Below are 25,284 nucleotides of genomic sequence, written 5' to 3'. Positions count from 1 at the left end.
ATTTGGAGTCGATATGAAAGATATTATTGGACCTAATAATGCAATTGTGGAAGTTAATAACGCACTAAAAGATATTCTATCTCAATATTTAAATAATATTGATATTCGTTTTGATTTGCCAGAAATAAATTCGATTCCATCGAAGCCGACAATAAGTGTATTTCTCTATGATGTACATGAAGATTTGCAATTACGCTCTGCTGAACCAAAGCGTTATAACCCTGTGACTAATTTATTGTTACCGGGATGGGTCAATATTAATTATAATTATTTAATTACTTACTGGCATTCGAATAAACCCTCAGTTGATGGTAGTAGCCCGGATAGTCAGCCTGATAATCAGGCGGCAAAAATAATGACCTCCGTTTTGAACGCATTGATTAATCATCGTCAATTACCCAAAATTCCTGGTGCCTACACCAGAGTCATTCCGCCGCAGGAAAATTTAAATAGCTTGGGTAATTTTTGGCAAGCTCTTGGTAATCGTCCAAGACTCTCTTTATTATATTCGGTTACCGCACCGGTAGAACTTCAAGATATTAAAAATACGATAGAGTCAGTTATGGAGGTTTCCCATTCTGTGAATCAAAAATTGAATCCTACTAGTTCACAAATAAGCCAAGCTCTGTTAGAGGAATTATGTATTGATTTAGGTGGTACAGAAGATGTGCGTTTTGCGCTGACTAAAGTGAATCTAACAATTAAACCAGTTTTATCGGTTGTAGACAGTAATGATCAGCCAGAAAATGAAAAAATTATTCTTGAGGTTTCAGGTATTACTTTTTCAACCTATTGTTCTAAAATAAAGGAGATCCTTTTAGCATGGCTAAACAGTCGTAAGGAGGTTGTTAAGATAAATGGCATAGGTATTATTGTTGATAAAGTAGATTCTAATAAATTAATTGGCATTGAAAAATAATCACTTAATTAATTACCCATAATAAGATGGCGGCCAATATAAGATAACGATATTTTTATTGATGGTTTTATATAAAATCATCTTGTTGTTTCTGATATTTTAATCTATATATTACTTACTTATAACCCTTGGGTGATGATATTATGCCAATCAGCAATTTTGCAAAAGAATCTGAAGCTCGTGCCGTAAAAGATAGAGCATGTAAAAATATAGAAACCGGTAATCATCTGGAAATAGGTATTTCTTCTGGCTTATCGAGATCAAAGGATACCTCAAAATTAAAAAAACATAATGTAAATGCCGTAAAATCGATAGATGATATTATTGCGCTACATAATGATCCAAAAGGAAATAAATTACTTTGGAATGATAATTGGCAAGATAAAATCACTGATCGGGATTTGGCAGCTATATTTAAGGCGATTGATGATATCGTTTCTGAATTAGGTGGTATTGAAATCTATCAAGAAATCGTTGGGGTAAATCCTTATGATCCTACTGAGCCAGTTTGTGGTTTATCCGCCCAAAATATTTTTAAATTAATGACTGAGGGGGAACATGCTATTGATCCAGTAAAAACGGCCCAGACAGGAAAAATAGATGGCAATGAATTTGCTGAAAGAGTTGATCAACTCAGTGGTGCAAAAAATTATGTTGCATTGGTTAATGATCATCGACTTGGGCATATGTTTTTAATTGATCTTCCATCCAATGATCAGGAAACAGTGGGATATATCTATCAATCAGATTTAGGAGAAGGGGCATTACCTCCGCTGAAAATAGCAGATTGGTTAAATTCCAGAGGAAAAGATGCCGTTAATCTTAATAAGTTAAAAAAATTATTAAGTCGTGAGTTTAATTTATTATCTGATGATGAAAAGAAAGAGTTAATTTCAGAGACATTTGATATACATAAAAATGTATCCAATGTCAAATTGGATAGAGTAAAAAGAGATAAAGGTGTGGATGTTTATTTGACCGAATACGATATTAATGATTTTTATGAAAATATTGAAGCATTAAAATCTAAACTTGATAATGATGATAGGAAATTTAGTAAACCAGAGTGAATTGTATTATTCAAATATTTATATTAGGATTTCGAAAATAATATTAGGTAAATCAAAATCTTAGATATATACCCAATGGATTTCAAGATGGATCACGACGGCAAAGGAGCGAATCCCCGGGAGCATAGGTAACTATGTGACCGGGGTGAGTGCAGCCAACAAAGAGGCAACTTGAATGATGACGGGTATAATAAATTTAACCAATACAGCGGACTTATTAATGCTAAAACATACTAATCCTCAAACAATACCCACACAACGTACTAGAAGTAGCACTATAAATAATGCTATGCAATCGCCATTATCAAGTTCTTCTGGTGGACATCTTGAGCTTTCAAATAATAAGAGTGAGCCTCGGGAAGGCTATAACAGCAGGCAAACCAAAGGATTGAAACAATTTCTTGCGGATAGAAGCCTGAATAAGGGATATATTTCCCCGTTGAGGAATAAAGGGTTATTAGTGGGGAGTGAAGAGGCTCCAATTAATGTGCCGGTTGTAGCCCATCGTTATGACAGTAAACGGGAACTTACACAGGCAATGCCTTTGAGAAATAAAGCTCCCCGTGAGGAAAATCCTTTTCATGATGTTGTGATGGGATTTCTTGGTGATCAGGTGACATCATCAGAATCGGGTTCAGGAGCGATAGGAGTACATTGGGGGAAAAATACGTTAGATCCCAATATTACCGGCATTAATGTGGTGAATGGCGCATCGGGAACCGTGGGGATAAGAATTGCTTTGAAGGATATTCAGCTTGGGCACCCGGTTATTGTCACGTCTGGAGCATTGAGTGGTTGTACTATGGTGTATGCCGTGAAGGATGGTTATTTTTTTGCTTATCATACAGGGCAGAGACCCGGTGATAATGAATGGAAAACAGGTCGGCAGGGCGTTGTTACTACCTATGAAAGCCATAAAGCCCTTTCGCCGGATAGCGAACCGATGACAGTTGGCGAACAGAATAACGATCTGGTGAATATATTTGCAAAGTATGATCAGAGTGTTATTACCTATATGGGCAAACCGGGTGTTGTGATTGATAATACGGCAGAAAATGTGGGTGTTTTTAATTATGATGAAAAGAAACCTGAAAAACCTGCTATTAGGGCTGGCTATAGTTATGCGCTGTTGGCTAGGGATGATAAAGGAAAGATGAATGTCAAAGTATTGTCGGAAGATGCTACTGTTTCACCTGGCAAGAAAGGCAATACTATTGAGGTCATTAATTCACTTAAAAAACGGTTGTTATAATATAGTAGGTTTGTTTAATAATTTTTTTATTTAAATCCAGCGATATTCTTTACTATCTGATTTGTCAGAAATTGATTGATTTATTTTGCAGATCGAAAAAAAGCATAGCAATATTGTTTGGCATAAAATAATAATATCAGGTATCACAAGTTCAGCCATTATAGAGAGCGTAGAAATGTTCAAGAATGATATTCGCGAAAAAGCAGTTAAATTTGGTAAAAGTAAAACTTCGGATGAAGGATTGTTGGACGCATTACATTTGGAATTACCTGATGTAAAAGCAGTTATGTCAGCTTATAAGAGACAGCTTCCTGAATTTGGCGATTTTAATAGAAAGACGCAATTAATCCTCAATTCTTCTGAGGAGTTTGGAAAGTTGAAATTTGCGAAACAGCGTAAATTCTCTAAACCGGGTTTAAAAAATGGTGGCGTTTCTGGTGGAAATTTTATTTATTCAAAAAAATCTTTGCAAGATTTCGCTGCTCATGCCGGATATGAGCATAATGGCGATTATGGCGATGAATTTGTCAATTTTAAGGATAATAATAGAAATTTAGCAGATGGAAGATTATTCCCGGGTATTCGCCTGATTAAACGTCCTAAATTATCAATAGTAAAAAATGAAGAAAAATGGAAAATGCAGCGAAGTGATGAGGCCGAAGCTTATAAAATCACTGATATTGATTCCTTTATTGCAGGGATAAGAGAGATGTATGGTAAGGAAAATCCTTTGCATCCAGTAATGGAGTCTTTAATCAGAAATCATATTATTAATAATCACTATATATTACCAACTATGGCCGGTATTGCTGGGTTGCATGCAGAAGTACAGGCATTGAATAATTTATTGACTTTAGAAGATGAAAGGGCAGGGAAAGCTATAGCTATAGGAAGCCGGAAAATAGGGGAATATATGCGGGACATGTTGAAATCATCTATTTTTACTCAGCGATTAACAACCAGACAAGCTGGAGATGATTTTGCTGCTTGTCATAACTGTTCGGGGATATTGTCATCGCCAGTGAATGTTATTACCGGTAAAGTAGGAAGTGCAGGCAGTAATTTTTCATCAACATTAGATCGATTTAAAACATCACAAGAGTCACCAATATAAAATAATCTCTATTTTATGCCTGAGTGTTTCACTTCTCAGGCATTTTACTTGTTTGTTATCGGTTAAATGGATATTCCCCCGGTTCGGCAGGTTGACCATTTATTATCTCTATTTATCCTGCGCTATTTGCCATCAATGAAAATGAGAGCGTGCTGATAAAAGCTATAATGAAAAGCAATTTTTTTCATAAGATAATCCTTGTATAATATTATGACAGAGATAAAATTCCATCATATACTATATCAATACGGCCTGACTGAATAACAATTATATTCATATTCACACCTCATTTGTAATTAGTGTAATTTTATTATTTAAAATCAAGAAAATAAACATTTGCTATTAAATAACTTGGTGTCTTATAATATGGATAAGGTTCTTTTAATATTATTAACAAGCAAGTGCGAGTAATCTTACACCTTATTGTTCAATTGGATTTAATTAAATGCATGATTTATTTTTTGGTAATTAAAAATATTATTGAAATTAATGGTGACAGGAAGAATAGAAAAATATTAAATATCTAAAATTATATTCCAATTTTATTGAATAATATTATGAAGATATATAATAATGGTATTATTTTATCGATCTGAAGGGTACTAACGCCCTTTTTTGTTGCACAATGAACTTGACTTATTTGATTTGTGTAACTATCATTAGTTACATTGTTGAGAGGAAGGAGGAGTACATGAGCAAAGCGGTGAAACAGACTCTAAAAGAATTGGGGTTGATATGAAATATTTAAAATATAAAGGTTATTTAGGTACAATTGAATTTGACCTGGAAAACGATACTCTTTTTGGTAAACTGGAATATATCCGCGATTTAGTGACTTATGAAGCCAAAACAATTGCAGAATTGGAAAATGAATTTAAAATCTCAATTGATTTGTATTTGCAAGACTGCAAGGAATTAAATAAAAACCCTGATGTGCCATACAAAGGGGTTTTTAATGTTAGAGTTAATCCAGAATTGCATAGAAAAATTGCAGAATTAGCACTTGAAGAAAATGTGACGGTTAATGCTTTCGTGAATCAAGCGCTAGAAAATGAGGTCAGTAAACATCATGTAGGGTCTTAATAACCTTATCGGATTAATGACAAAGGTCTAGCCATCGGCTTAGGTCTTTGATCTAATAGAGGCACTTATACTAAAAGATCCCACACCACAACAATACGATTAACATCAGCAGAACCCCACTTTTTGGATGGAGTTCGTCAGCAATCTGAATAGGGGGAATGTTTTTCAATCTGAGCTAAAATTTCGATAATTGATAAATGAAATTTTATAAAAGGTTGTATTGTGATCAATATATGAATTTAGTCTCTTAATTTTAAAGAGACTAAATGGTAATTTTGCTAATGGTTTGGTGTTTATAACACCAGATCCAGAATGATGACACCACATAAGCCAATCGCCCATGCAATAGTGGTTGGTATTGACCAAACGATCATTTGTTGTTTGGCATCTTTGATTCCCATCATGCGATTAACGACCCAGAATAGGCTGTCATTAAAATAACTGAAGAATAACGAGCCCATCGTTGCTGCTTGTGCGGCAACTAGCATGTTGATCCCCGGAATTTGACTAATAATTGGCGCAGAAATAGAAGCGGCAGTAATCATTGCCACCGTGCCGGAACCTTGAATTAAGCGAACCAGTGTTGCGATGATAAATGGAATCAGCACCGGTGTTAGTGGGAGATTGGCGAGATATTGCGCCAGAATGGTGCCGGTACCGCTTTCACGCAGTACCGCTCCTAACGCACCGCCTGCTCCTGTCACCAATAAAATAATACCGGCAGATTGTAAACCTTCTTCCAGACGATCAATCACTTCATGTTTATTGACTTTAGGCATCAAGGTATAAACCGCCAACAATACACTGATAGCTAAGGCAATAACTGGTGCACCAAGGAAATCAAATGTCTGGAAATAGAAGTGGTTTTCTTGTCCAGTAAAGGTTTTAGTGTTTAATAGCAGGCCATTAATGGCTTTAATGAAGATCAAAACGATAGGGACAATAATCGGCAACAGGGAGAGAAATAGGCTCGGTAGTGGTTTGTTCGTTTTCTCTTCCATGTAGCCTTGATGGATTGCTTGTAGATCTTGAGCTTCTTCTGTTTCATCAATGGGCCGGAATTCAGGATATTTTACTGCTAACCATTTGGCATAAAATACGATGCTAATAACGCAAGGTATCGCCAGAACCATACCGGTTAACATCATGGCACCGACATCTACACCGAAAATGCCGGCAACCCCCAGTGGACCCGGGGTGGGCGGCACAGCGAGATGGGTAATAACCAATCCGCCAGCCAGTGCCACGCCAAGTGTTAGAAGGTGACGTTTTCCCTTTTTCGCAAGTGCCTTTGCCAGTGGATAGAGAATAACAAAGGCAGAGTCAACGAAAATCGGAATACTGACAATATAACCGGTGATCGCTAATGCCCACTCTTCGCGTTTTTTACCTAACCATTTGATAAAGCTGTAGGCTATCTGTTCCGCGGCACCGGAAACTTCCAGCACCCGTCCCATCATGACCCCCAGACCGATAACGATTCCGATACTGCCTAGTGTGGAACCAAAACCTTTAGTCATGACATCGATGGTATTTGCTGCGGTTAAGCCACCAGAGAACCCGGCGATCGCCGCTGCGATGAGCATGGCTAATAAAGCATGAACACGGGTACGTAGCACCAGAAAGATCAATGTAAATACGGCTACACCCAGACCAATAATCGGAATGTAGTGTTCCATAATTAGCCTCCAGCTTGGGACAGGTTGTTGGTGATAAAAGCACGGATTGCGTCACTGAAAGTATTATCAGCATAAAAACCTAGTGATAAGCCACGGCTGATATCGAAATGACCCGGCCAACTGGCAACAATACGGTTAATGTTTTCGTCTGGTTCGAAGCGGATGAGTTCCACCGTTTTCTGCCCGGCAACTTCTGCCAGTGCATCAACCATCTCCTGAACTGTGATACTAATACCCGGTAAATTAACTGTGCGGGAAAGACCAAATTTTTCCGCCGGAATTTGAACCGCATGGATAAAGTTGCGGATCACGGTTTCAGGGCTGGAAAGCCATAAAGTAAGATCGCGGGAAACTGGGCAGATGCTGCTTGCCCCGTGTAGAGGTTCACGGATGATAGCACTGGCAAAAGAGGAAGCAGCTTTGTTTGGTTTCCCTGGGCGGATACTGATTGTCGGTAGACGGAGGACTCGGCCATCGATATATTCTTTGCGGGAGTAGTCGTTAATCATCAATTCACACATGGCTTTCTGTGCGCCATAGGATGATTGAGGATTAACCGCACATTGATCTGTAATGGTTGCGGGTAATTCTCCACCAAATACGGCCAGGGAGCTGGTGAAAATAAATTTTAATTTTGGATTTTTAGCCCGTGCAACATTTAATAAGTTGCGAGTAACATCAAAGTTAACTTGCAAGCCGAGATCAAAATCGCTTTCAGCGTGACTACTGACAATGGCGGCGAGATGGAATAATACCGTACTGTTTTCATCGATCAGCTTTTCCTCGGCCCCTGATTGAGTTAAATCCAGAGCCAGACACTGGACGCGGGGATCACTAACCGGTGATACAGGACATTGAATATCGGTCAATATAAGTTGGTCGAAATTTAATGTCTGATGGTTGTTTAGTAAAGCGCTGGCGAGTTGCTGGCCCAGAAAACCCGCTCCACCAGTGATTATTATTTTCATTGCGGCTCTCTTTGTTCAATAGCTTTGGGCTATTTGCTTATAGGCTTATAGTAGGGTTCTTATCCTTATACGCTGACGGTATGTAATATCAGATTATGTTCTCGTAATTGTTGCTGCACTTTCGGTGGAAGCTGACTGTCACAGACAATATCATCCAAACTTGAAAGCGGGCAGACACGAAACATGCCGTATTTGCCATATTTACTGCTATCAGACACTAAAACACGCCGACGGGAGATTTCCAATACTGCTTGTTTGACTAAAACTTTCTCTTCATGTGGCGTGGAGACACCATGCTCAAGATCCCATGAACTGGTGCTAATAAAGGCAATATCCACATTTAAGTTGCGAAGCAACATGGCGGCGGTAGGGCCAACACAGGAATGATTTCTCTTATCTACCTGTCCCCCGGTATGGAACAGATTTAATTGGGGTTTGTTCATCAGGTAGTGGATAATGGAAAAATCGTTCGTGATGATAGTGAGGTTAAAACGCTCAGCTAGAACCCGGGCAATTTCAAATGTGGTGGTGCCCGCATCAAGATAGACTACTTGCCCATCTTCAACCATAGATACTGCATATTGACCAATTTCCCGCTTGTGATGATGATTAAGTCGGGCTTTTTCATTCCAAGGCAATTCCTGACGTAAAACATCACTAAGTTGCACGCCGCCACTAATACTAACGACTTTTCCTTCCTCCTCCAGAGTGCGGATATCCCGCCGTACTGTCATATGTGAGACGTTCATCAGTTTAACCAGTGCACTGATGGAAATTGTCTGATATTCATGTACGTAGCGATAAATAAAGTCTTTACGCTCTGATGGGAGCATATTTTCTCCTGATTATTTCTGTACTTTGGTCAACCAATCCAGACCATCTTCCGTGTGGCCTGCGGGGTGATACTCACAGCCAAACCACCCTTGGTAACCCATTTCATCCAGTTTATTAAATAGCCACGGATAGTTCACTTCGCCGCTATCCGGTTCATGGCGTTCGGGTACGGAGGCAATCTGGATGTGACTGAATTTGCCCCATAGACGCTCAATGGTGCGTAGCAGATCCCCTTCCATAATCTGGCAGTGATAAAGATCTAGCTGGATAAAAACATTTTGACGGTCAATTTCTTTGAGTAATGTTTCAGCCTGATGTTGAGTTGTCAGAAAGTAACCTGGCATATCACGAATATTAATCGGTTCAATTAATACGTTGATGTCATGTTCTGCCATCATATCAGCGGCCTGTCGAATGTTTCTGATATAACACTCGCGTTGTTGTTCTGGCGTGAATTGTTCATGCAGTTTGCCTGCCATCGCATGAACTTGCTTGCAGTTCAGCGCCAGTGCATATTTCAGCGCGGTTTGTACACCCTCGGCAAATTCTTTTTCACGGCCAGGAATAGAGGCTATTCCTCTTTCTCCCGCTGCCCAGTTTCCGGCAGGCATGTTGAACAGAGCTTGGGTTAATTGATGCTGTTTTAAGAGGGCAGCAAGTTCTTCCGCTGCTGCTTCATAAGGAAACAGGTATTCAACGCCTTTAAATCCAGCTTTGGCTGCACGGGCAAAACGTTCTGTGAAAGGTACGTCGTTGAACATCATGCTCAAGTTTGCCGCAAATTTAGCCATAATGAATTCCTTGTTTGTTTACTCAGTTCTTGGGATAGCGAGTTTCAAGTTCTTGTACCTGCTCTTCATTTAATGTGGTGAAGCCATGTGGCAGTAACGTTAAATAGAGCCGGGCGGTATCTTCCAATTCCTCTGCATTGAAAAAAGCTTGCCGTAAAGTTTTGCCGCCGACAACAGGTCCGTGGTTCGATAGGAGGATTGCGTTGTGTTTTGCGGCCAGCTTCGCAATTTCCTCTCCGATTCTTTCATCTCCTGGTGGTAGATATTTGACCAGAGGCAGTTTTCCAACTCGCATCACATAGTAGGGTGTAATGGGAGGCAGGCAGTTACTTTTATCCAGATTGGATAGGCAGGAAAGGGCGGTTAGCCAAGGGGAATGTAGATGGACCACCGCATGGCATTCGGGGCGGTTGCGGTACATTGCCAGGTGCATGGAAACTTCTTTTGTGGGTTTGTCACCGGATAGCCAGTTACCCTCTGCATCCAGCTTACTCAGGCGGTCAGCTTGCAAATCGCCAAAGCTGGAGTTGGTCGGCGTGATGATAATCGTGCCATCTTCCTGTTTGGCGCTGATGTTACCTGCACCGCCACTGCTATAGCCCCGGTAGAACATTGAACAAGCCCATTCGACTAATTCTGTCCGTAGTGCGTGTTCACTCATGAAACACCTCCTGTACGTGCAGGAAGAAATCAATATTGCCGAAGTTACCTGATTTTAATGCCAGCCAATAATTGTGTTGTTGATCGTGTACCCAAGGTACGCCGGGGGCAATTGGTGCGCCAATACTGAATTGTTGGATGTCCAGACTTTGTACTATTTTACCGGCCGTTTCGCCGCCTGCGACAATGAAGGTATTGAATCCGAGCTGACGCAGTCCTTTTACAACGCTGGCGAAAGTGTTTTCTATTGCTTCACTGGCAGTAGCCGCACCATATTGTTGTTGGATTTTCTGTAATGTTTCTGGGGGTTGTGTGGCATATAGCATCGGGGCCAGGTGATGTTGGGATTGCTGAATAACCCACGCAACCAGTTTTTCGGCATATTGTGGATCTTTGATGCATGAATCAATGTTCAGGGCTTTGGTTGGGGCCAGTTTCTGGTACAAAGCAACTTGTTTGTTGGTCATGACGGAACAACTGCCGGAAAGGATCACGGGACGTCTATTCCCGGCGGGTGGAATTGCCCCTTCCAGTTGGCATGGCATCAATGGCTTACCGGTGTCTGTGCTGGCAAGGGCAGCACCAAGACCGGAACCACCAGTGATTAATTTCAGGTTTGACGCCGCTCTGGCAATAGGCAGCAGGTCATTCATGGCGAAGGTGTCTGTTACCGCGTAACGTATGTTTTGTTGTTGTAAATGATTTAGTCTGACGCGGATTGCCTGTTCTCCCTGATGTATACATGCCAGATCCACCAGATCTGCTTTCCCTTGAGCTTGTTGTTCCATCAGGCGCAGCAGATTGGCATCTGTCATTGGCGTCACGGGATGGTGCTGCATGCCGCTTTCATTAAGTAGTTGACCGTTGACGAATAGATGTCCATGTACAACTGTTCGTCCGTTAACTGGCAGGGCAGGGGAAATCAGCGTGATGTCTGTTTTCAGTTCATCCATCAGGGCATCAGTGACCGGCCCAATATTGCCTTTGCTGGTAGAGTCAAAAGTTGAGCAGTATTTGAAGTATATTTGCTGACAACCGGCTTTCTGACGTAACCAGCGGCAGGATTTCACCGCGTTATTGACGGCTTCGTCTATCGGGCATGAGCGGTTTTTCAGGCTGATAACAATAGCATCAATATTCTGTGGAATGTCAGTATTTTCATCAGGTGTATCCAGTAGCTGGACGACTCGCCAGCCGCTTTGCACCATAAAACCGGCGATATCGGTTGCGCCGGTAAAGTCATCGGCGATAACGCCCAATTTAATGGTCATTATTTTTTCTCCGGCAAAGTGATGCCTTTGAATGTTTTGATAACCGCGCTGTCATCCCATTGGCCGAAACCTTCGTTACTGGCAGCAAGAAACATTTGATGTGCAGTGGCTGATAATGGTAATGGGAATTTTAGATCCTTACCTGTTTCTAATGCTAATCCCAGATCTTTGACAAAAATATCCACAGAAGATTTGGCGGTGTAATCTCCTGTCAGAATATGGGGGACGCGGTTTTCAAACATCCAAGAGTTACCCGCAGCATGGGTGACAATATCGTACATCAATTCTAAGGAAATACCGGCCTTGGCTGCCAATGCCATACTTTCTGCGGCGGCTGCGATATGTATACCTGCAAGTAATTGATGGATTGTTTTGACGGTAGATCCTTGACCAATCTCATTTCCGACATGGTAAAGGCGTTCGGTGGTGGCATCAAATACGGATTTTAGTTTTTCAAATAATGCGGGTTCGCCAGAAGCCATGACAGTGAGTTGGCCTTGTTCAGCTTTCAGTGCGCCCCCTGAAATAGGTGCGTCTAGCATGTTGAGGTTGCATTGGCTAAGGCGATGAGCAAAATCTTTAGCTTGTTCTGCGGCAACGGTACTGTGAAGAACAATGGTCGTGCCGGTTTTTAGCTGGTTGACTAGCGGTATTTCGCCTTCGAACAGTATGCTTTCTATTTGAGCACCATTGACGACAACGAGTAAAATAGCATCCAGCTCTGATGCCCAGTTTGCTGCGTTGTTTGTTGCCACTTTAGCGCCCGCTTGCAGAAGCTGGTCACAGGCTTTTGGATTTAAATCAAATCCATATGTGGGAATACCCGCGCGTATTAATGCGCGGGCAATTCCCATACCCATAGCCCCCAATCCTATAATTCCTATTTTTTGTGTTGATTGGTTCATGATGGTTCCCTGGTGTTGTTGTTATAATTTGTTATTTTTTATCATTGTTTCACACACAATTTCACAAATACACGATAGTTATCACATTCGAATATCAGCTTTTTGAAAGTGGTTTTTGTTGTAATTATTTGATTTATATGGTTTGTTATTGGTTGTTGAGAAATGTTAAGTTTCACATAAAGGTGTGATGGGAAATATGATTGTGAATATATTTAGGTTTGGTAAGCGCTTTTTACTAAGTTCTTTTAAAGATGTTAGCTAGTCTCTGGAGCTGTTTAAGGATAGATAATTTAGGAGGGTTGCTGTAGGTTGTCTGTCTTCGGAGGAGTAAGGGTATATTGGGTGCTAAGAAGTATTTGTGGTGGTGGGGGAAGGATTCGAACCTTCGAAGTCTATGACGGCAGATTTACAGTCTGCTCCCTTTGGCCGCTCGGGAACCCCACCAAATTTTGAAATGTATCGCTGTTACTTACGGCGGACGGAATCATACCAAATGAACCGCTGCTGTAAAGTAGATATTTAAAAATAAGTAACTATATGCTGGTTTTCTATCCTTATTGATCCTGTTGTGAGCAAATAAGTCGTTTGTTTACTGGTGGCAGGGGAAGGATGACTCGTCACTGCGTTCCTCGCCCTTGCGGGCCAACGCGTCGCAAGCGCCGCATTGTTGTTTCGCTGCGCTCAACTCAAACCTAATTTAAATAGGGTTATTGAGGTTATTTTTTATTGATATTTGGAGTTATTGGGGTTGTGATTATTGCCAGATTAAACAGATAGGAGTTGATTTGAGAAGTACAGATTTAATCAAAGAAGTTGAGAAAAGGGGGGGGCTGGTAAGAATCAACGGGAGCCATCATCATTTTAAGCACCCTGGACGTAATGATTTGTTGACAATTCCGCATCCCAAACAGGAAATCAAAGTGGGATTGCTTAGGAAAATACAGAAGCAAGTGGGGCTATAAGCCTCCTTATCTGCATCTGCACTAATCAAATTTCTTAAAATTATTGGAGGAGTATAACGTGTTATATCCTATTGCGATTGAAATTGGTGATGAGAACCACGCTTACGGCGTGGTTGTGCCCGATATATCAGGTTGTTTCTCGGCGGGTGATTCAATGGAGGATACAATAAAAAACGCCAAGGAAGCTATCTCTGGGCATTTAGAGTTGTTGGCCGAAATGAACCAATTACCCCCTGAAGCAAAGCCATTGGATTACTGGATCAAAGATGAGGAATACTCAGGGTGGGCATGGGCTGTAATTGACATTGATGTTGAACCATATTTAGGTAAATCGACAAAATTCAATGTCACTCTGCCTGATTTGTTATCAAAGAAAATCGATGATCAAGTTAAAGCAAGCCCAAACCTGTACAAGAATCGTAGCCACTTTTTGCAAGTGGCTGCTTTGCATGAATTGCAAAATGGTATTTAGCAATAATTATGATCAATCAGCCTCATGTTTTTTTATGAGGCTTAATTTAACAGCGTTTAAATCTGTACTTGTATATACCCGTTATCTTTCAAGTTGCCTCTTTGTTGGCTGCACTCGCTCACCCCGGTCACATAGTTATCTATGCTCCCGGGGATTCTCTCCCTTGCCGCCGCGATGCAACTTGAAATCCATAGGGTATATGTACTGCTTACAGCGGCTGGATCACATTAAATAAATCGCCGCTGTAAAGCATGTGCTTGAAAAGAAGCTACTGTGTGCTGCTTTTGGACCCAATTAATTCAGTTTTAAAGGATTACAGTACGGTTGCCGTAAACAAAAACCCGCTGAGCAAGAACCCAATATAGAGCATGGCTCAGAGCATTTTTTTCAACATCCCGGCCCGCTCTCATCATATCTTCAGCAGTGTATGTATGGTCTATGTTAATGACCTTCTGAGTAATAATTGGACCTTCATCCAGATTATTATTCACATAGTGCGCTGTCGCTCCGATAATTTTTACCCCTCTCTCGTAAGCCTGATGGTAAGGACGCGCTCCGATAAATGCAGGTAAAAAGGAGTGGTGAATGTTAATAATCTGATTTGGATAATGCTGGACAAATTCTGGTGTCAGTACTCGCATGTATTTAGCTAATACCACGTAGTCAGGTTTGTATTGGTCAATCTGGGCAATCAGTTTTTCATCATGTTGTTCACGGGTTAAACCTTCATGACTAATTAAATGGAAAGGAATGCCAAACTGCTCAACCAACGATTGTAATGTTGCATGGTTGCCGATAACCGCAGCAATTTCAACATCAAGCCCATCATAAGCGCTTTTCATGAGCAAATCCCCAAGACAATGCGCTTCTTTTGTCACCATAATAACAATGCGACGACGCCCCGCACTATTTAATTCCCGTTGTGAACCCACCGGAAGCGCATCATCTAAATCAGCAAGAAATGTCTCATCATTGAAAATTCCTTCAAGCTCTGTACGCATAAAAAAGCGGCTAGTGCGATGATCGACGAATTCATTATTCTGAACTATATTCAGTTGGTGTTTGTAGCAAATATTAGTAATTTTGGCGATCAGTCCTTTGGCATCAGGGCAAATAGTGCGTAGAATTTTCTTTTGTATATGTTGATGTTGCATAGATGGGATTATCCTTAAATATTTTTCGTTTTCTGTTTGTGGACCTTAACCACAACATTTTTTGTATTTTTTACCTGAACCACATGGGCAGGGACTGTTACGGCCAATTTGAGGTTTTACACCATCAATAGGTTTTACACCATCAATATAGTACCAACGCTGGTCTATACGGAGAAAACGTGAACGCTCATGAATAAGTTGCTTATCTTGGGATTTCTGATCAAGAAAGCAAGCTGAAAATTCAACATAGGCTTCGTTATCATTTTTGCCTTTTTCAGTTGTAATGACATTTAGTCCAAGCCACTGAGTAACAAAAAAACTCTGTTCTATATCTAAACGCCACTTTTCAGCCTGGCAGTCAGGATGCCAACTGGTAATAAGATAATCGGCGTTGTGCTTTACATAGGCACTGTACCGAGAACGCATCAGTGATTCGGCGGTTGGGGCAAATTTTATGTTTTGAAGATAAGGGGAACAGCAATCCGCAAAATCTATTCCGCTACCACAAGGACATAGCTCTGTCAAAATAACTCCAATTGTAAAGGGTGAAATACCATTTTTATGGGTTTTCTATTGCAAAGAAACGTAAGAGAACAAATGATAGTCACTTAATTGAACTAATATGAGTGATAGTACCTAAGAAAAGGTGAAGGTCGCAATATTAAGGTAAGGGAGCGCATTTATGGAAAAGGCATTGGCAGGCAAAAAAATTCTGGTTGTGGAGGACGAACCTGTTTTTTGTTCTTTACTGGCAGGGTACTTGCGGACGTTGGGCGCTAAGGTATTAGTCGCATCTAATGGGGCTGTTGCACTACAGGTGCTAGGACGCGAAGCTCATATTGAACTTATTTTATGTGATTTGGATATGCCGGTTATGAATGGCATTGAATTTATTGCGAAATTGACGAATGAGGGTATTAGTATTCCAGTTATTATTATTTCAGCAACTAACAAGATGGCCGAAATTGATGAGGTGCTTCGTTTGGGGGCAAAAGATGTTTTATTAAAACCTGTTTCAGATCTTAATGAGATAAAAAAATCGGTGTTGGCCTATTTACATCCTACGGTCTTTGTGTCTGGTGCGATTGAACAGAATAACTTGAATAAAGATTGGTTAACCCTAAAGCATAATTCAGATGAAGCATTAAATATGCTTAAGCAGTTACAACCTCCAGTTTCTCAAGTGATTGCTCACTGTAAAGTCAATTATCGAAAATTAAATATAATTGATAAACCAGGATTGATTCTCGATATGGCAGCGTTATCTGACAATGAATTAGCTTTTTATTGTCTAGATATTAGTCGTTCAAAAGAGTATGGTGTGATTTCAGCATTATTACTTAGAGTCATATTTAACAGTCTGTTACAGGAGCATATCGTCCACCATTCCCGGCGTTTACCCAGTATGGCAGGTATTTTAAATAGAATTAATAACTTGTTAGAAGGTGCAGGGTTACAAGGGCAATTTCCATTGCTGCTTGGGTATTATCATACAATCAATAAAACGGTTCTGCTCACTTCCGCAGGGTTAAATGCCAGTATTAAGTCGGGTAATCGCCAAATCCAATTAGATAGTGGTGTTCCTCTTGGGACGTTGAGAACGATTTGTTCGAATCAAGTTTGTTCTCATAGTGCTGAATGGCAATGCCGGATTTGGAATACAAATAGTCAAATAAATCTGATGCTTTCTTCAATGTATTCTGGATGAATATTACCAGGGTGGAATTTTGTTTAAAATGGATTTTAAACATTAGGTCACGGTAATGTAATTAAATGGAATGGTGCTGTTTATCGGAGAGAGTTAGCTGGTATACTCCGCCTATTATGCTTGGAGTCTATCTAATCAGGCTATTTTATTCGCCGCTCTTTACTGCAAAGAGCGGATTTAGCGCTGCTCAGGTAAAAGTGATATCTTTTTGGGTAGTCAGAGGGGTAAACGGAAGCAGTGAACTCTGTGTATGCATCGGTTTCTGTGCACTGTTCGTGTGCGCGGTTTATTGACACAAAATGATCAGTAATACTGGTGCCTTATTAAAGAATCGGCACTGATTTTGTGATTTTGAGTTGACGACGGATTTGTTTCAGCCAAGAAACATCGGGAGAAAAATTAATGCCATCAGTAAACAAACTATTAGTAAACAAAATAGTAAAGAAAGCCGTTATTCCTGTAGCGGGCTTGGGGACGAGGATGCTACCTGCTACGAAAGCAATTCCTAAAGAGATGTTGCCCTTAGTGGATAAGCCTCTTATTCAGTATGTCGTTAATGAATGTATTGCCGCTGGCATTAATGAAATTATCTTGGTGACTCATTCATCAAAAAATTCAATTGAAAATCATTTTGATACCAGTTTTGAGTTAGAAGCTATCCTAGAGAAAAGGGTGAAACGTCAGTTATTGGACGAAGTTCAATCTATTTGTCCAAGTCATGTCACTATCATGCAAACTCGTCAGGGAATTGCTAAAGGATTAGGGCACGCGGTGTTGTGTGCCAAGCCTTTAATTGGTGATGAACCTTTTGCTGTGATACTCCCTGATGTTATTCTTGATGAATTTAGTGCAGATCTGACTAAATATAATCTGAGCGAAATGTTGGTTCGGTATAATGAAACAGGTACCAGCCAAATATTAGTAGAACCTGTGCCTCATGAAGATGTTTCTAGTTATGGTATTGTCGATTGCCAGGGAGAAAATCTGCAACCCGGTGACAGTAAACCAATTAAGCGCGTGGTTGAGAAACCTAAACCGAAAGAAGCACCATCAAACCTTTCTATTGTTGGCCGTTATGTGTTGTCCGAGAAAATTTGGCCATTATTAGCAAAAACAGCGCCAGGTGCCGGTGATGAAATTCAACTTACTGATGCAATTGCTATGTTAATAGAAAAGGAGTCCGTGGAAGCCTATCACTTGCAAGGTGTAAGCCATGATTGCGGCAACAAACTTGGTTATATGCAGGCATTTGTCCGGTATGGTATGAAACATCATGCCTTGGGCAAAGAGTTTACTGATTGGTTAGTAGCTTTACAGGATCGGGTTAAAGAATAATTTTACGGAAATTTGGGTATCATATGAAAGTTACGGTATTTGGTATTGGTTATGTTGGCTTGGTTCAGGCGGCGGTTTTAGCAGAAGTCGGTCATGATGTTCTTTGTATTGATATAGATGCAAATAAAGTTGAACATTTGAAAAATGGTCAAATTCCCATTTTTGAACCTGGCTTAGCTCCGCTGGTTAAAAAAAATTATGAAGAAGGCCGCCTGAATTTTAGTACGGATGCAAAGGCCGGTGTTGCGCACGGTAAATTACAATTTATTGCTGTCGGCACTCCTCCTGATGAAGATGGTTCAGCAGATTTAAAGTATGTGACAGCGGTTGCCCGTACTATTGCCGAATATATGGATAGCTATAAGGTTATTATTGATAAATCTACGGTTCCTGTTGGTACCGCAGATAAAGTTAATGCCGTTGTTAATGAGACTCTGCGTCAACGTAATATTGATATTCCATTTGATGTGGTTTCTAACCCTGAGTTCCTTAAAGAAGGTGCGGCTGTTGCAGATTGTATGCGTCCTGAGCGGATTATTATTGGGTGCGACAATGAAAGAGTTGTTGACCTGATGCATGAATTGTACGAACCATTTAATCGTAATCATGATCGTATGATTGTGATGGATATCCGTAGTGCAGAACTGACGAAGTATGCGGCTAACTGTATGTTGGCAACGAAAATCAGTTTTATGAATGAGATATCTAATTTAGCTGAAATGCTTGGTGCTGACATCGAGCATGTTCGTCAAGGAATTGGTTCTGATTCCCGTATTGGCTATCATTTTATCTATCCAGGCTGTGGTTATGGTGGCTCCTGTTTCCCAAAAGATGTGCAAGCGTTGATTCGTACCGCAGAGCAAATTGGTTATCAGCCTAAAATTCTTCGTGCTGTAGAGCAAGTGAATGAACTGCAAAAGCATAAATTGCCTTCTTTTGTAACGCGCCATTTCGGTGAAGATTTATCCGGTAAGACATTTTCTGTCTGGGGATTATCGTTCAAACCGAATACCGATGATATGCGAGAAGCGTCAAGCCGTGTTTTGATGGAAGCATTATGGCAGGCGGGAGCCAAAATACAGGCTTACGATCCTGAGGCGATGCAGGAAGCTCAGCGTATTTATGGTCAGCGCGATGATCTATTATTGATGGGGACCAAAGAAGCGGCGCTTAAGGGGGCCGATGCCTTGATCATTTGTACGGAATGGCAAAGTTTTCGTGCACCAGATTTTGATGCCATCAAAGCGTCTCTCAAAACGCCGGTTATCTTTGATGGCCGGAATCTCTATGATCCTGAACGCCTGCAATCCCGGGGTTTTACTTATTATGGGATTGGTCGTGGTGCATCCATTAATCCAGTTATCTGAGTAATACAATGAAATTCTTAGTCACAGGTGCTGCTGGTTTTATTGGCTTTCATGTTAGCCAGAGATTATTACAAATGGGGCATGAGGTTGTAGGTATCGACAACCTTAATGACTATTATGATGTGAGTCTCAAACAAGCACGGTTAGATCTATTATTTGATAAGCCAGGTTTTAAATTTGAAAAGCTGGATTTAGCTGACAGAATAGCCATTCCCGATCTTTTTTCTCGACACCAATTTCAGCGAGTTATCCACCTAGGAGCTCAGGCGGGTGTTCGCTATTCGTTGCAAAACCCAATGGCTTACATTGATTCGAATATAATAGGGCATATCAATATTCTGGAAGGTTGCCGTCACAATAATGTTGAGCATTTATTATATTCTTCTTCTAGTTCTGTTTATGGATTAAATAGAAAGCAACCGTTTTCTACAAACGATTCAGTTGATCATCCAGTTTCACTATATGCGGCAACGAAAAAGTCAGATGAATTAATGTCTCACAGTTACTCTCATCTTTATCAGTTGCCAACAACGGGCTTGCGTTTTTTTACCGTATATGGCCCGTGGGGACGTCCAGATATGGCTTTATTTAAGTTCACCAAGGCTATGTTATCAGGGCAGCCTATTGATGTTTATAACCACGGCAATATGGTTAGAGATTTTACTTATATAGATGATATCGTTGAATCAATAATCAGATTGCAGGACATCATTCCCGTACCAAATGAGAGCTGGACGGTTGAAGATGGACAAATATCTGCCAGCTCTGCCCCTTACTGTATTTATAATATTGGTAATGGTCAACCAACTAGACTAGGTGATTTTATTGAGGCAATAGAAGAATCATTAGGCATTCAGGCTAAGAAAAATTTTATGCCCATGCAAGATGGTGATGTTCTGTCTACCTGTGCTGACTCAAGTGACATTTTCCAAAAAATAGGGTTTGCACCAAATACACCTGTGAAGCAGGGTGTGAAGCAGTTTGTAGAGTGGTATTTGAGTTTCTATCATAAGTCTAAATAAGATAAGGAGCCATTGGCTCCTTTTCTATTGAATCAACGACAGTGACCAGAGGGAAGTAAATAGTTACGTCTGTTTGACTATTAATTTACCCAGGCATTGGCTAAACGAGTAACTAGCCTGCTTTATCGTAAAGAAATGATAGAAAAACGTGCAATCCGACTAAATCCTTCCCAAGGATACTTATACACGCTCATTCAATAGACATTAATTCTTTTGTTATCTAAGCTGTTTAATAATAAAAACACCCTTCTATTTTAAAAGGGTGTTTTTAATTAAATTAACTTTAAAAACAATGAATTAGAGTAAGAAACTTTCCAGGGTTCTTCCTTCTTCTTCAATTGCTTTTTTGATAACGGCAGGTGTACGTCCTTGGCCAGTCCAAGTTTTAGTTTCACCGTTTGTATCAACATATTGGTATTTAGCTGGACGAGCAGGACGTTTTGCTTTACCAGCAGATTTGCCGGCGCTCATTGTCTGAAGTAATTCGCTTGGATCAATTCCTTGGTCAAGAATCATTTTACGAACTTCTTCCAATTTACGTGTACGTTCTTCTAATTCAGCTTGTACCTGACTTTCTTCTTCACGACGCTCTTCAACAACGACGGTCAGTTTTTCAAGTATTTCATCCAAGAACTCAAGTTGGCATTCTCTTGCTTGAGCTCGTAAAGTACGGATGTTATTTAGGGTTTTTAAATCGCTCATTGTCCTGGTCTCAAATTATTAATGATGATGGCTGATGTGGATATAATAATAGAATGCTATTTTATTTTCTGCAATAGTCAATTTATCATATTCGGATAAAATGGCTCTTTTTTTTAAACGTAATTTCTTTACAAAAGTTATATAGCGCTTTTTATACAGCTATTTCGATTGTCATTCCCCAATAACATGTTCAGGGTACCTTTAACAAAGAGGTGACATGATAATCTCTCTAATTTATAAACCAGGTATATACTAAATCGGTAAGTAATTTTAACTGTTTCTTATCATACCCGCTAAAGCAGAATAATACTAAGTTAAAAAAAACTTATGACTAATCCATGAGTTATCGCTGATTTACCGTTACCATTTTCTGGAGGTAAATCACGCATATTATTAATTTGCATACGATATGCAACAAATCAACCTGGCTTTCATTTCTTAATTTAAACATGAACATTTGTCATTCAAATGCGCTTTATTACTCGGCTGGTGTGATGGAGGTCATGAATCATTAAGACATCACTAAGCTAAATATTTCGCTATACCAACCGGTGCGGCTCACTGGGATGGATAATCACGCCTAAAGTTTATGGTAAACTCATCTGACTATATGGCTTTATAAATTTTGTTAAGGGGTAGGGCTGATGGCTCAACTTTATTTTTATTACTCCGCAATGAATGCTGGGAAATCGACATCCCTGTTGCAATCGTCTTATAACTATAATGAAAGAGGGATGAGAACGCTGGTGTTTACCGCAGAAATTGACACCCGGTTTGAGAAGGGAAAAGTCAATTCTCGGATTGGATTATCTGCTGATGCGCTGTTGTTTAGTCAACAGACGGATATTGGTGAGTTGATCAGGAATGAAAATAAGCAGGCAAAAGTGCATTGTGTGCTGATTGATGAGTGCCATTTTCTCACGAAAGCACAGATTGAACAGCTATGTAAGGTGACTGATTATGATGATATTCCGGTTCTTTGTTATGGGCTGAGAACTGATTTTAGGGGCGAGCTTTTTAGCGGTAGCCAGTATCTTTTGGCGTGGGCTGATAAGTTAGTTGAATTGAAAACTATCTGTTACTGTGGACGCAAGGCAAACCGTACATTACGTTTGGATAGTGACGGTGTGGTCATTTATGATGGCGAGCAAGTTGATATCGGTGGCAATGAAAAATATGTTTCTGTTTGCCGTAAGCACTATATGGATGCTGTCAGTGAGGCGAGAAAAAGTAAAAGAAGCAACATGTAATGGATAGCTTTTCTATGAAGCGGTCAGATGTTCTGTTTGAGAGTTTGTATTAACAATAGGGCAGAGGTAAGTTAAAGGGCGCTGATATCAGCACCCTTAAGTGGTATTTAATCAGTTAATAAATTTGTTCTTACCGGCTTTCCTCTGTTGCAACAGTTTCTATGAATTCTCGCCCATAGTATGAATCCAACAGCAATTGTTTCAGCTCAGAAATCAGCGGGTAGCGTGGATTAGCGCCGGTACATTGGTCGTCGAAAGCATCTTCAGATAACTTATCAATTTTTGCCAGGAAGTCAGCCTCTTGAACGCCCGCTTCGCGGATAGATGTTGGAATACCTAGCTCAGATTTGAGCTGTTCTAGCCAGGCTAACAATTTTTCGATTTTGGTAACAGTGCGGTCACCTGTGGCGGATAATCCGAGGTGATCGGCAATTTCAGCGTAACGGCGGCGAGCCTGTGGGCGGTCATATTGGCTGAATGCAGTCTGTTTGGTTGGGTTATCGTTAGCGTTATAGCGAATAACGTTACAAATTAGCAGTGCGTTAGCCAGGCCATGAGGGATATGGAATTCAGAACCTAGTTTATGCGCCATTGAGTGACATACACCCAAGAAAGCGTTAGCAAATGCAATCCCTGCAATAGTGGCTGCATTATGGACCCGTTCACGGGCAACTGGGTTAGTGGCACCTTCGTGATAACTGGCAGGAAGGAACTCTTTTAGTAGTTTTAGCGCTTGCAGTGCTTGTCCGTCAGAATATTCGTTTGCTAAGACCGATACGTAAGCTTCCAGAGAATGGGTGATGGCATCCAGTCCACCGAAAGCACATAGTGATTTCGGCATATCCATTACAAGATTGGCATCAACGATAGCTATATTAGGAGTCAATTCATAATCAGCCAGCGGATATTTTTGGCCGGTTGCATCATCAGTAACAACTGCAAATGGTGTTACTTCAGAACCGGTACCGGAAGTTGTGGTAATGGCTACCATTTTCGCTTTAATCCCCATTTTGGGGAATCTATAGATGCGTTTACGGATATCCATAAATCGTAGAGCTAGCTCTTCGAAATGAGTTTCAGGATGTTCATACATCACCCACATAATTTTGGCCGCATCCATTGGGGAACCTCCCCCTAGGGCAATAATGATATCCGGTTTGAATGAGTGCATTTGTGCCGCACCTTTACGAACAGTGCTTAGAGTAGGATCTGCTTCAACTTCAAAGAAAACTTCTGTTTCTATCCCGTGGGATTTCAGCACATCAGTGACTTGATCAGCATAACCATGATTGAATAAAAAACGGTCTGTTACGATAAAGGCGCGTTTTGCACCGTCGGTTGCAACTTCTTCTAATGCCACAGGCAGAGAACCGCGACGGAAGTAAATTGATTTCGGAAGTTTATGCCACAGCATATTTTCTGCTCTTTTTGCCACGGTTTTGGTGTTGATGAGGTGTTTGGGTCCTACATTTTCAGAGATGGAATTACCTCCCCAAGAGCCACAACCTAGTGTCAGAGATGGAGCAAGTTTGAAGTTGTAGAGATCACCGATGCCTCCCTGAGAAGCCGGTGTATTCACTAAAATACGAGCTGTTTTCATTTTATCGCCGAAATACTTGATTCGCGCCGCCTGATTGTCCTGATCGGTATACAAGCAGGAAGTGTGACCAATTCCACCCATTTCAACTAATTTTTCTGCCTTTTCTACGGCATCTTCAAAGCTATTACCCCAGTACATAGCGAGCAATGGGGAGAGTTTTTCGTGAGCAAAAGGCTCAGTTTCATCAATCAAACTCACTTCGCCAATTAAGATCTTGGTCCTTTCAGGAACATTAATGCCTGCCATCTCGGCAATTTTTGTTGCAGGTTGACCAACAATCTCCGCATTTAGAGAACCGTTTTTTAGAATGATATTTTGAACAGCTTTCAGTTCCTCGCCTTGTAACAGATAACCGCCATGTGTAAAAAATCGTTTACGAACCTGTTCATAAACAGCATCCACCACAATAACAGACTGCTCTGAAGCACAGATGACGCCGTTGTCAAAGGTTTTGGACATCAGAATAGACGCAATAGCACGTTTAATATCAGCCGATTCATCAATGACAACTGGGGTGTTACCGGCACCGACGCCGATTGCGGGTTTACCAGAGCTGTATGCCGCTTTTACCATACCGGGACCACCGGTCGCCAGGATTAGATTGATGTCCTGGTGGTGCATCAATGCGTTGGAAAGTTCAACAGAGGGTTCATCAATCCAGCCAATAATATCTTTTGGCGCACCCGCCGCAACCGCAGCGAATAGAACTAATTCCGCTGCTTTGATTGTTGCTTTTTTAGCGCGAGGGTGTGGGGAGAGAATAATGCCGTTACGGGTTTTTAGGCTGATAAGGGCCTTAAAAATAGCGGTAGATGTTGGGTTGGTAGTTGGCACGATACCGCAGATTAAGCCAATAGGCTCAGCGATAGTGATGGTGCCGAATGTTTTGTCTTCAGACAAAATGCCGCAGGTTTTATCATCTTTATAAGCGTTATAGATATATTCGGAGGCAAAGTGGTTTTTGATTACTTTGTCTTCGACAATGCCCATACCGGATTCTGCTACGGCTAATTTTGCTAAAGGAATACGTGCGTCTGCTGCTGCAAGGGCCGCAGCGCGGAAGATTTTGTCAACTTGCTCCTGAGAAAAGTTAGCAAATTCACGTTGTGCTTTTTTTACCTTGGTAACCAATTTGTCCAGTTCAGTAATATGAGTTACAGCCATAA

At 40.7% G+C, this 25,284-nt stretch carries 23 protein-coding genes and 1 tRNA gene; 12 read left to right on the top strand and 12 right to left on the bottom strand.

Translation table 11 applies throughout. From position 1 onward, the window contains the following. Positions 1–13 precede the first annotated feature (13 nt). From EAE91_RS13480 to EAE91_RS13460, 5 genes are all read left to right on the top strand, one after another. Positions 14–919, top strand: coding sequence for a Pvc16 family protein (locus EAE91_RS13480; protein WP_214088946.1), 906 nt, complete (start codon positions 14–16; stop codon positions 917–919). A gap of 143 nt (positions 920–1,062) precedes the next feature. After that, positions 1,063–1,989: a cycle-inhibiting factor gene (locus EAE91_RS13475; RefSeq protein ID WP_244868836.1), complete on the top strand. Its 927-nt coding sequence runs from the start codon at positions 1,063–1,065 to the stop codon at positions 1,987–1,989. A 220-nt stretch (positions 1,990–2,209) separates the two neighbouring features. After that, positions 2,210–3,241 carry a cytotoxic necrotizing factor Rho-activating domain-containing protein gene (locus tag EAE91_RS13470; protein ID WP_214088944.1) on the top strand — a complete coding sequence of 344 codons (1,032 nt, stop codon included), beginning with the start codon at positions 2,210–2,212 and terminating at the stop codon, positions 3,239–3,241. A gap of 85 nt (positions 3,242–3,326) precedes the next feature. Next, positions 3,327–4,355, top strand: coding sequence for a YwqJ-related putative deaminase (locus EAE91_RS13465; RefSeq protein ID WP_214088943.1), 1,029 nt, complete (start codon positions 3,327–3,329; stop codon positions 4,353–4,355). A gap of 735 nt (positions 4,356–5,090) precedes the next feature. Then, on the top strand, positions 5,091–5,438 hold the full coding sequence (locus EAE91_RS13460) for a type II toxin-antitoxin system HicB family antitoxin (RefSeq protein WP_214088942.1): 348 nt from the start codon (positions 5,091–5,093) through the stop codon (positions 5,436–5,438). A 293-nt stretch (positions 5,439–5,731) separates the two neighbouring features. Here the strand turns inward: EAE91_RS13460 and EAE91_RS13455 are convergent, their stop codons facing one another. From EAE91_RS13455 to EAE91_RS13420, 8 genes are all read right to left on the bottom strand, one after another. Then, positions 5,732–7,117, bottom strand: a complete 1,386-nt coding sequence (locus EAE91_RS13455; RefSeq protein WP_214088941.1) for a GntP family permease — start codon at positions 7,115–7,117, stop codon at positions 5,732–5,734. Positions 7,118–7,119: 2 nt separating this feature from the next. Further along, positions 7,120–8,085: a D-erythronate dehydrogenase gene (gene denD / locus EAE91_RS13450; RefSeq protein WP_214088940.1), complete on the bottom strand. Its 966-nt coding sequence runs from the start codon at positions 8,083–8,085 to the stop codon at positions 7,120–7,122. 65 nt (positions 8,086–8,150) lie between these two features. Beyond that, on the bottom strand, positions 8,151–8,918 hold the full coding sequence (locus EAE91_RS13445) for a DeoR/GlpR family DNA-binding transcription regulator (RefSeq protein ID WP_214088939.1): 768 nt from the start codon (positions 8,916–8,918) through the stop codon (positions 8,151–8,153). Positions 8,919–8,930: 12 nt separating this feature from the next. After that, a complete protein-coding gene (gene otnI, locus EAE91_RS13440) occupies positions 8,931–9,710 on the bottom strand; it encodes a 2-oxo-tetronate isomerase (protein WP_214088938.1) in 780 nt (259 codons plus the stop codon). Positions 9,711–9,732: 22 nt separating this feature from the next. Continuing rightward, positions 9,733–10,371 (bottom strand): 3-oxo-tetronate 4-phosphate decarboxylase, encoded by a 639-nt coding sequence (otnC, locus tag EAE91_RS13435; RefSeq protein ID WP_214088937.1) that lies wholly within the window; start codon positions 10,369–10,371, stop codon positions 9,733–9,735. Beyond that, the gene (gene otnK, locus EAE91_RS13430) at positions 10,364–11,641 is read right to left on the bottom strand and encodes a 3-oxo-tetronate kinase (RefSeq protein WP_214088936.1); all 1,278 of its coding nucleotides are present in this window, start codon (positions 11,639–11,641) and stop codon (positions 10,364–10,366) included. Before otnK ends, otnC begins: the two co-directional genes overlap by 8 nt. Continuing rightward, on the bottom strand, positions 11,641–12,546 hold the full coding sequence (gene ltnD / locus EAE91_RS13425) for an L-threonate dehydrogenase (RefSeq protein WP_214088935.1): 906 nt from the start codon (positions 12,544–12,546) through the stop codon (positions 11,641–11,643). Before ltnD ends, otnK begins: the two co-directional genes overlap by 1 nt. A gap of 359 nt (positions 12,547–12,905) precedes the next feature. Further along, a tRNA-Tyr gene (locus EAE91_RS13420) sits at positions 12,906–12,990 on the bottom strand. 266 nt (positions 12,991–13,256) lie between these two features. On the opposite strand from EAE91_RS13420, the gene EAE91_RS13410 reads away from it, so the two are divergent. Next, positions 13,257–13,508 carry a type II toxin-antitoxin system HicA family toxin gene (locus tag EAE91_RS13410; protein ID WP_422615661.1) on the top strand — a complete coding sequence of 84 codons (252 nt, stop codon included), beginning with the start codon at positions 13,257–13,259 and terminating at the stop codon, positions 13,506–13,508. 58 nt (positions 13,509–13,566) lie between these two features. Further along, positions 13,567–13,980 carry a type II toxin-antitoxin system HicB family antitoxin gene (locus EAE91_RS13405; RefSeq protein WP_214088933.1) on the top strand — a complete coding sequence of 138 codons (414 nt, stop codon included), beginning with the start codon at positions 13,567–13,569 and terminating at the stop codon, positions 13,978–13,980. 305 nt (positions 13,981–14,285) lie between these two features. Here EAE91_RS13405 and purU read toward each other — a convergent pair whose 3' ends face one another. Together purU and EAE91_RS13395 are read right to left on the bottom strand one after the other, a co-directional pair. Then, complete coding sequence (gene purU, locus EAE91_RS13400; RefSeq protein ID WP_214054203.1) at positions 14,286–15,134, bottom strand: formyltetrahydrofolate deformylase; 849 nt, start codon at positions 15,132–15,134, stop codon at positions 14,286–14,288. A gap of 45 nt (positions 15,135–15,179) precedes the next feature. Then, entirely contained in the window at positions 15,180–15,659 is a 480-nt protein-coding gene (locus EAE91_RS13395; protein ID WP_214054204.1) for a YchJ family protein, read from the bottom strand. Positions 15,660–15,816: 157 nt separating this feature from the next. Here EAE91_RS13395 and rssB point away from each other — a divergent pair, with 157 nt between their 5' ends. The 4 genes from rssB (at position 15,817) to EAE91_RS13375 (ending at position 20,566) form a co-directional block, all read left to right on the top strand. Next, complete coding sequence (gene rssB, locus EAE91_RS13390) at positions 15,817–16,842, top strand: two-component system response regulator RssB (RefSeq protein ID WP_214088932.1); 1,026 nt, start codon at positions 15,817–15,819, stop codon at positions 16,840–16,842. A 402-nt stretch (positions 16,843–17,244) separates the two neighbouring features. Next, positions 17,245–18,177: a UTP--glucose-1-phosphate uridylyltransferase GalU gene (galU, locus tag EAE91_RS13385; RefSeq protein WP_214088931.1), complete on the top strand. Its 933-nt coding sequence runs from the start codon at positions 17,245–17,247 to the stop codon at positions 18,175–18,177. 23 nt (positions 18,178–18,200) lie between these two features. Then, on the top strand, positions 18,201–19,544 hold the full coding sequence (locus EAE91_RS13380) for a UDP-glucose dehydrogenase family protein (RefSeq protein WP_214088930.1): 1,344 nt from the start codon (positions 18,201–18,203) through the stop codon (positions 19,542–19,544). Between the two features lie 8 nt (positions 19,545–19,552). After that, the gene (locus EAE91_RS13375; protein WP_214088929.1) at positions 19,553–20,566 is read left to right on the top strand and encodes an NAD-dependent epimerase; all 1,014 of its coding nucleotides are present in this window, start codon (positions 19,553–19,555) and stop codon (positions 20,564–20,566) included. Positions 20,567–20,863: 297 nt separating this feature from the next. Here the strand turns inward: EAE91_RS13375 and hns are convergent, their stop codons facing one another. Next, entirely contained in the window at positions 20,864–21,268 is a 405-nt protein-coding gene (gene hns, locus EAE91_RS13370) for a histone-like nucleoid-structuring protein H-NS (protein WP_214088928.1), read from the bottom strand. A 644-nt stretch (positions 21,269–21,912) separates the two neighbouring features. Between hns and EAE91_RS13365 the strand changes: the two genes are divergently transcribed. Continuing rightward, a complete protein-coding gene (locus EAE91_RS13365) occupies positions 21,913–22,518 on the top strand; it encodes a thymidine kinase (RefSeq protein WP_214088927.1) in 606 nt (201 codons plus the stop codon). A gap of 130 nt (positions 22,519–22,648) precedes the next feature. Here EAE91_RS13365 and adhE read toward each other — a convergent pair whose 3' ends face one another. After that, positions 22,649–25,282 carry a bifunctional acetaldehyde-CoA/alcohol dehydrogenase gene (gene adhE / locus EAE91_RS13360; RefSeq protein ID WP_214088926.1) on the bottom strand — a complete coding sequence of 878 codons (2,634 nt, stop codon included), beginning with the start codon at positions 25,280–25,282 and terminating at the stop codon, positions 22,649–22,651. Positions 25,283–25,284: the final 2 nt, after the last annotated feature.

The organism is Photorhabdus noenieputensis, from assembly GCF_018448935.1.
Classification (GTDB): Bacteria; Pseudomonadota; Gammaproteobacteria; order Enterobacterales; family Enterobacteriaceae; genus Photorhabdus; species Photorhabdus noenieputensis.
Note: the sequence above shows the minus strand (reverse complement) of the source record. Positions and strands in the feature narration are given on the sequence as shown.

Coding starts and splice junctions, on each gene's coding strand:
- adhE (WP_214088926.1), bottom strand. CDS start 25,282: ATGGCTGTAACTCATATTACTGAACTGGACAAATTGGTTACCAAGGTA.
- EAE91_RS13470 (WP_214088944.1), top strand. CDS start 2,210: ATGCTAAAACATACTAATCCTCAAACAATACCCACACAACGTACTAGA.
- rssB (WP_214088932.1), top strand. CDS start 15,817: ATGGAAAAGGCATTGGCAGGCAAAAAAATTCTGGTTGTGGAGGACGAA.
- otnK (WP_214088936.1), bottom strand. CDS start 11,641: ATGACCATTAAATTGGGCGTTATCGCCGATGACTTTACCGGCGCAACC.
- otnI (WP_214088938.1), bottom strand. CDS start 9,710: ATGGCTAAATTTGCGGCAAACTTGAGCATGATGTTCAACGACGTACCT.
- EAE91_RS13445 (WP_214088939.1), bottom strand. CDS start 8,918: ATGCTCCCATCAGAGCGTAAAGACTTTATTTATCGCTACGTACATGAA.
- galU (WP_214088931.1), top strand. CDS start 17,245: ATGCCATCAGTAAACAAACTATTAGTAAACAAAATAGTAAAGAAAGCC.
- EAE91_RS13475 (WP_244868836.1), top strand. CDS start 1,063: ATGCCAATCAGCAATTTTGCAAAAGAATCTGAAGCTCGTGCCGTAAAA.
- purU (WP_214054203.1), bottom strand. CDS start 15,134: ATGCAACATCAACATATACAAAAGAAAATTCTACGCACTATTTGCCCT.
- ltnD (WP_214088935.1), bottom strand. CDS start 12,546: ATGAACCAATCAACACAAAAAATAGGAATTATAGGATTGGGGGCTATG.
- EAE91_RS13375 (WP_214088929.1), top strand. CDS start 19,553: ATGAAATTCTTAGTCACAGGTGCTGCTGGTTTTATTGGCTTTCATGTT.
- denD (WP_214088940.1), bottom strand. CDS start 8,085: ATGAAAATAATAATCACTGGTGGAGCGGGTTTTCTGGGCCAGCAACTC.
- hns (WP_214088928.1), bottom strand. CDS start 21,268: ATGAGCGATTTAAAAACCCTAAATAACATCCGTACTTTACGAGCTCAA.
- EAE91_RS13455 (WP_214088941.1), bottom strand. CDS start 7,117: ATGGAACACTACATTCCGATTATTGGTCTGGGTGTAGCCGTATTTACA.
- EAE91_RS13480 (WP_214088946.1), top strand. CDS start 14: ATGAAAGATATTATTGGACCTAATAATGCAATTGTGGAAGTTAATAAC.
- EAE91_RS13460 (WP_214088942.1), top strand. CDS start 5,091: ATGAAATATTTAAAATATAAAGGTTATTTAGGTACAATTGAATTTGAC.
- EAE91_RS13365 (WP_214088927.1), top strand. CDS start 21,913: ATGGCTCAACTTTATTTTTATTACTCCGCAATGAATGCTGGGAAATCG.
- otnC (WP_214088937.1), bottom strand. CDS start 10,371: ATGAGTGAACACGCACTACGGACAGAATTAGTCGAATGGGCTTGTTCA.
- EAE91_RS13380 (WP_214088930.1), top strand. CDS start 18,201: ATGAAAGTTACGGTATTTGGTATTGGTTATGTTGGCTTGGTTCAGGCG.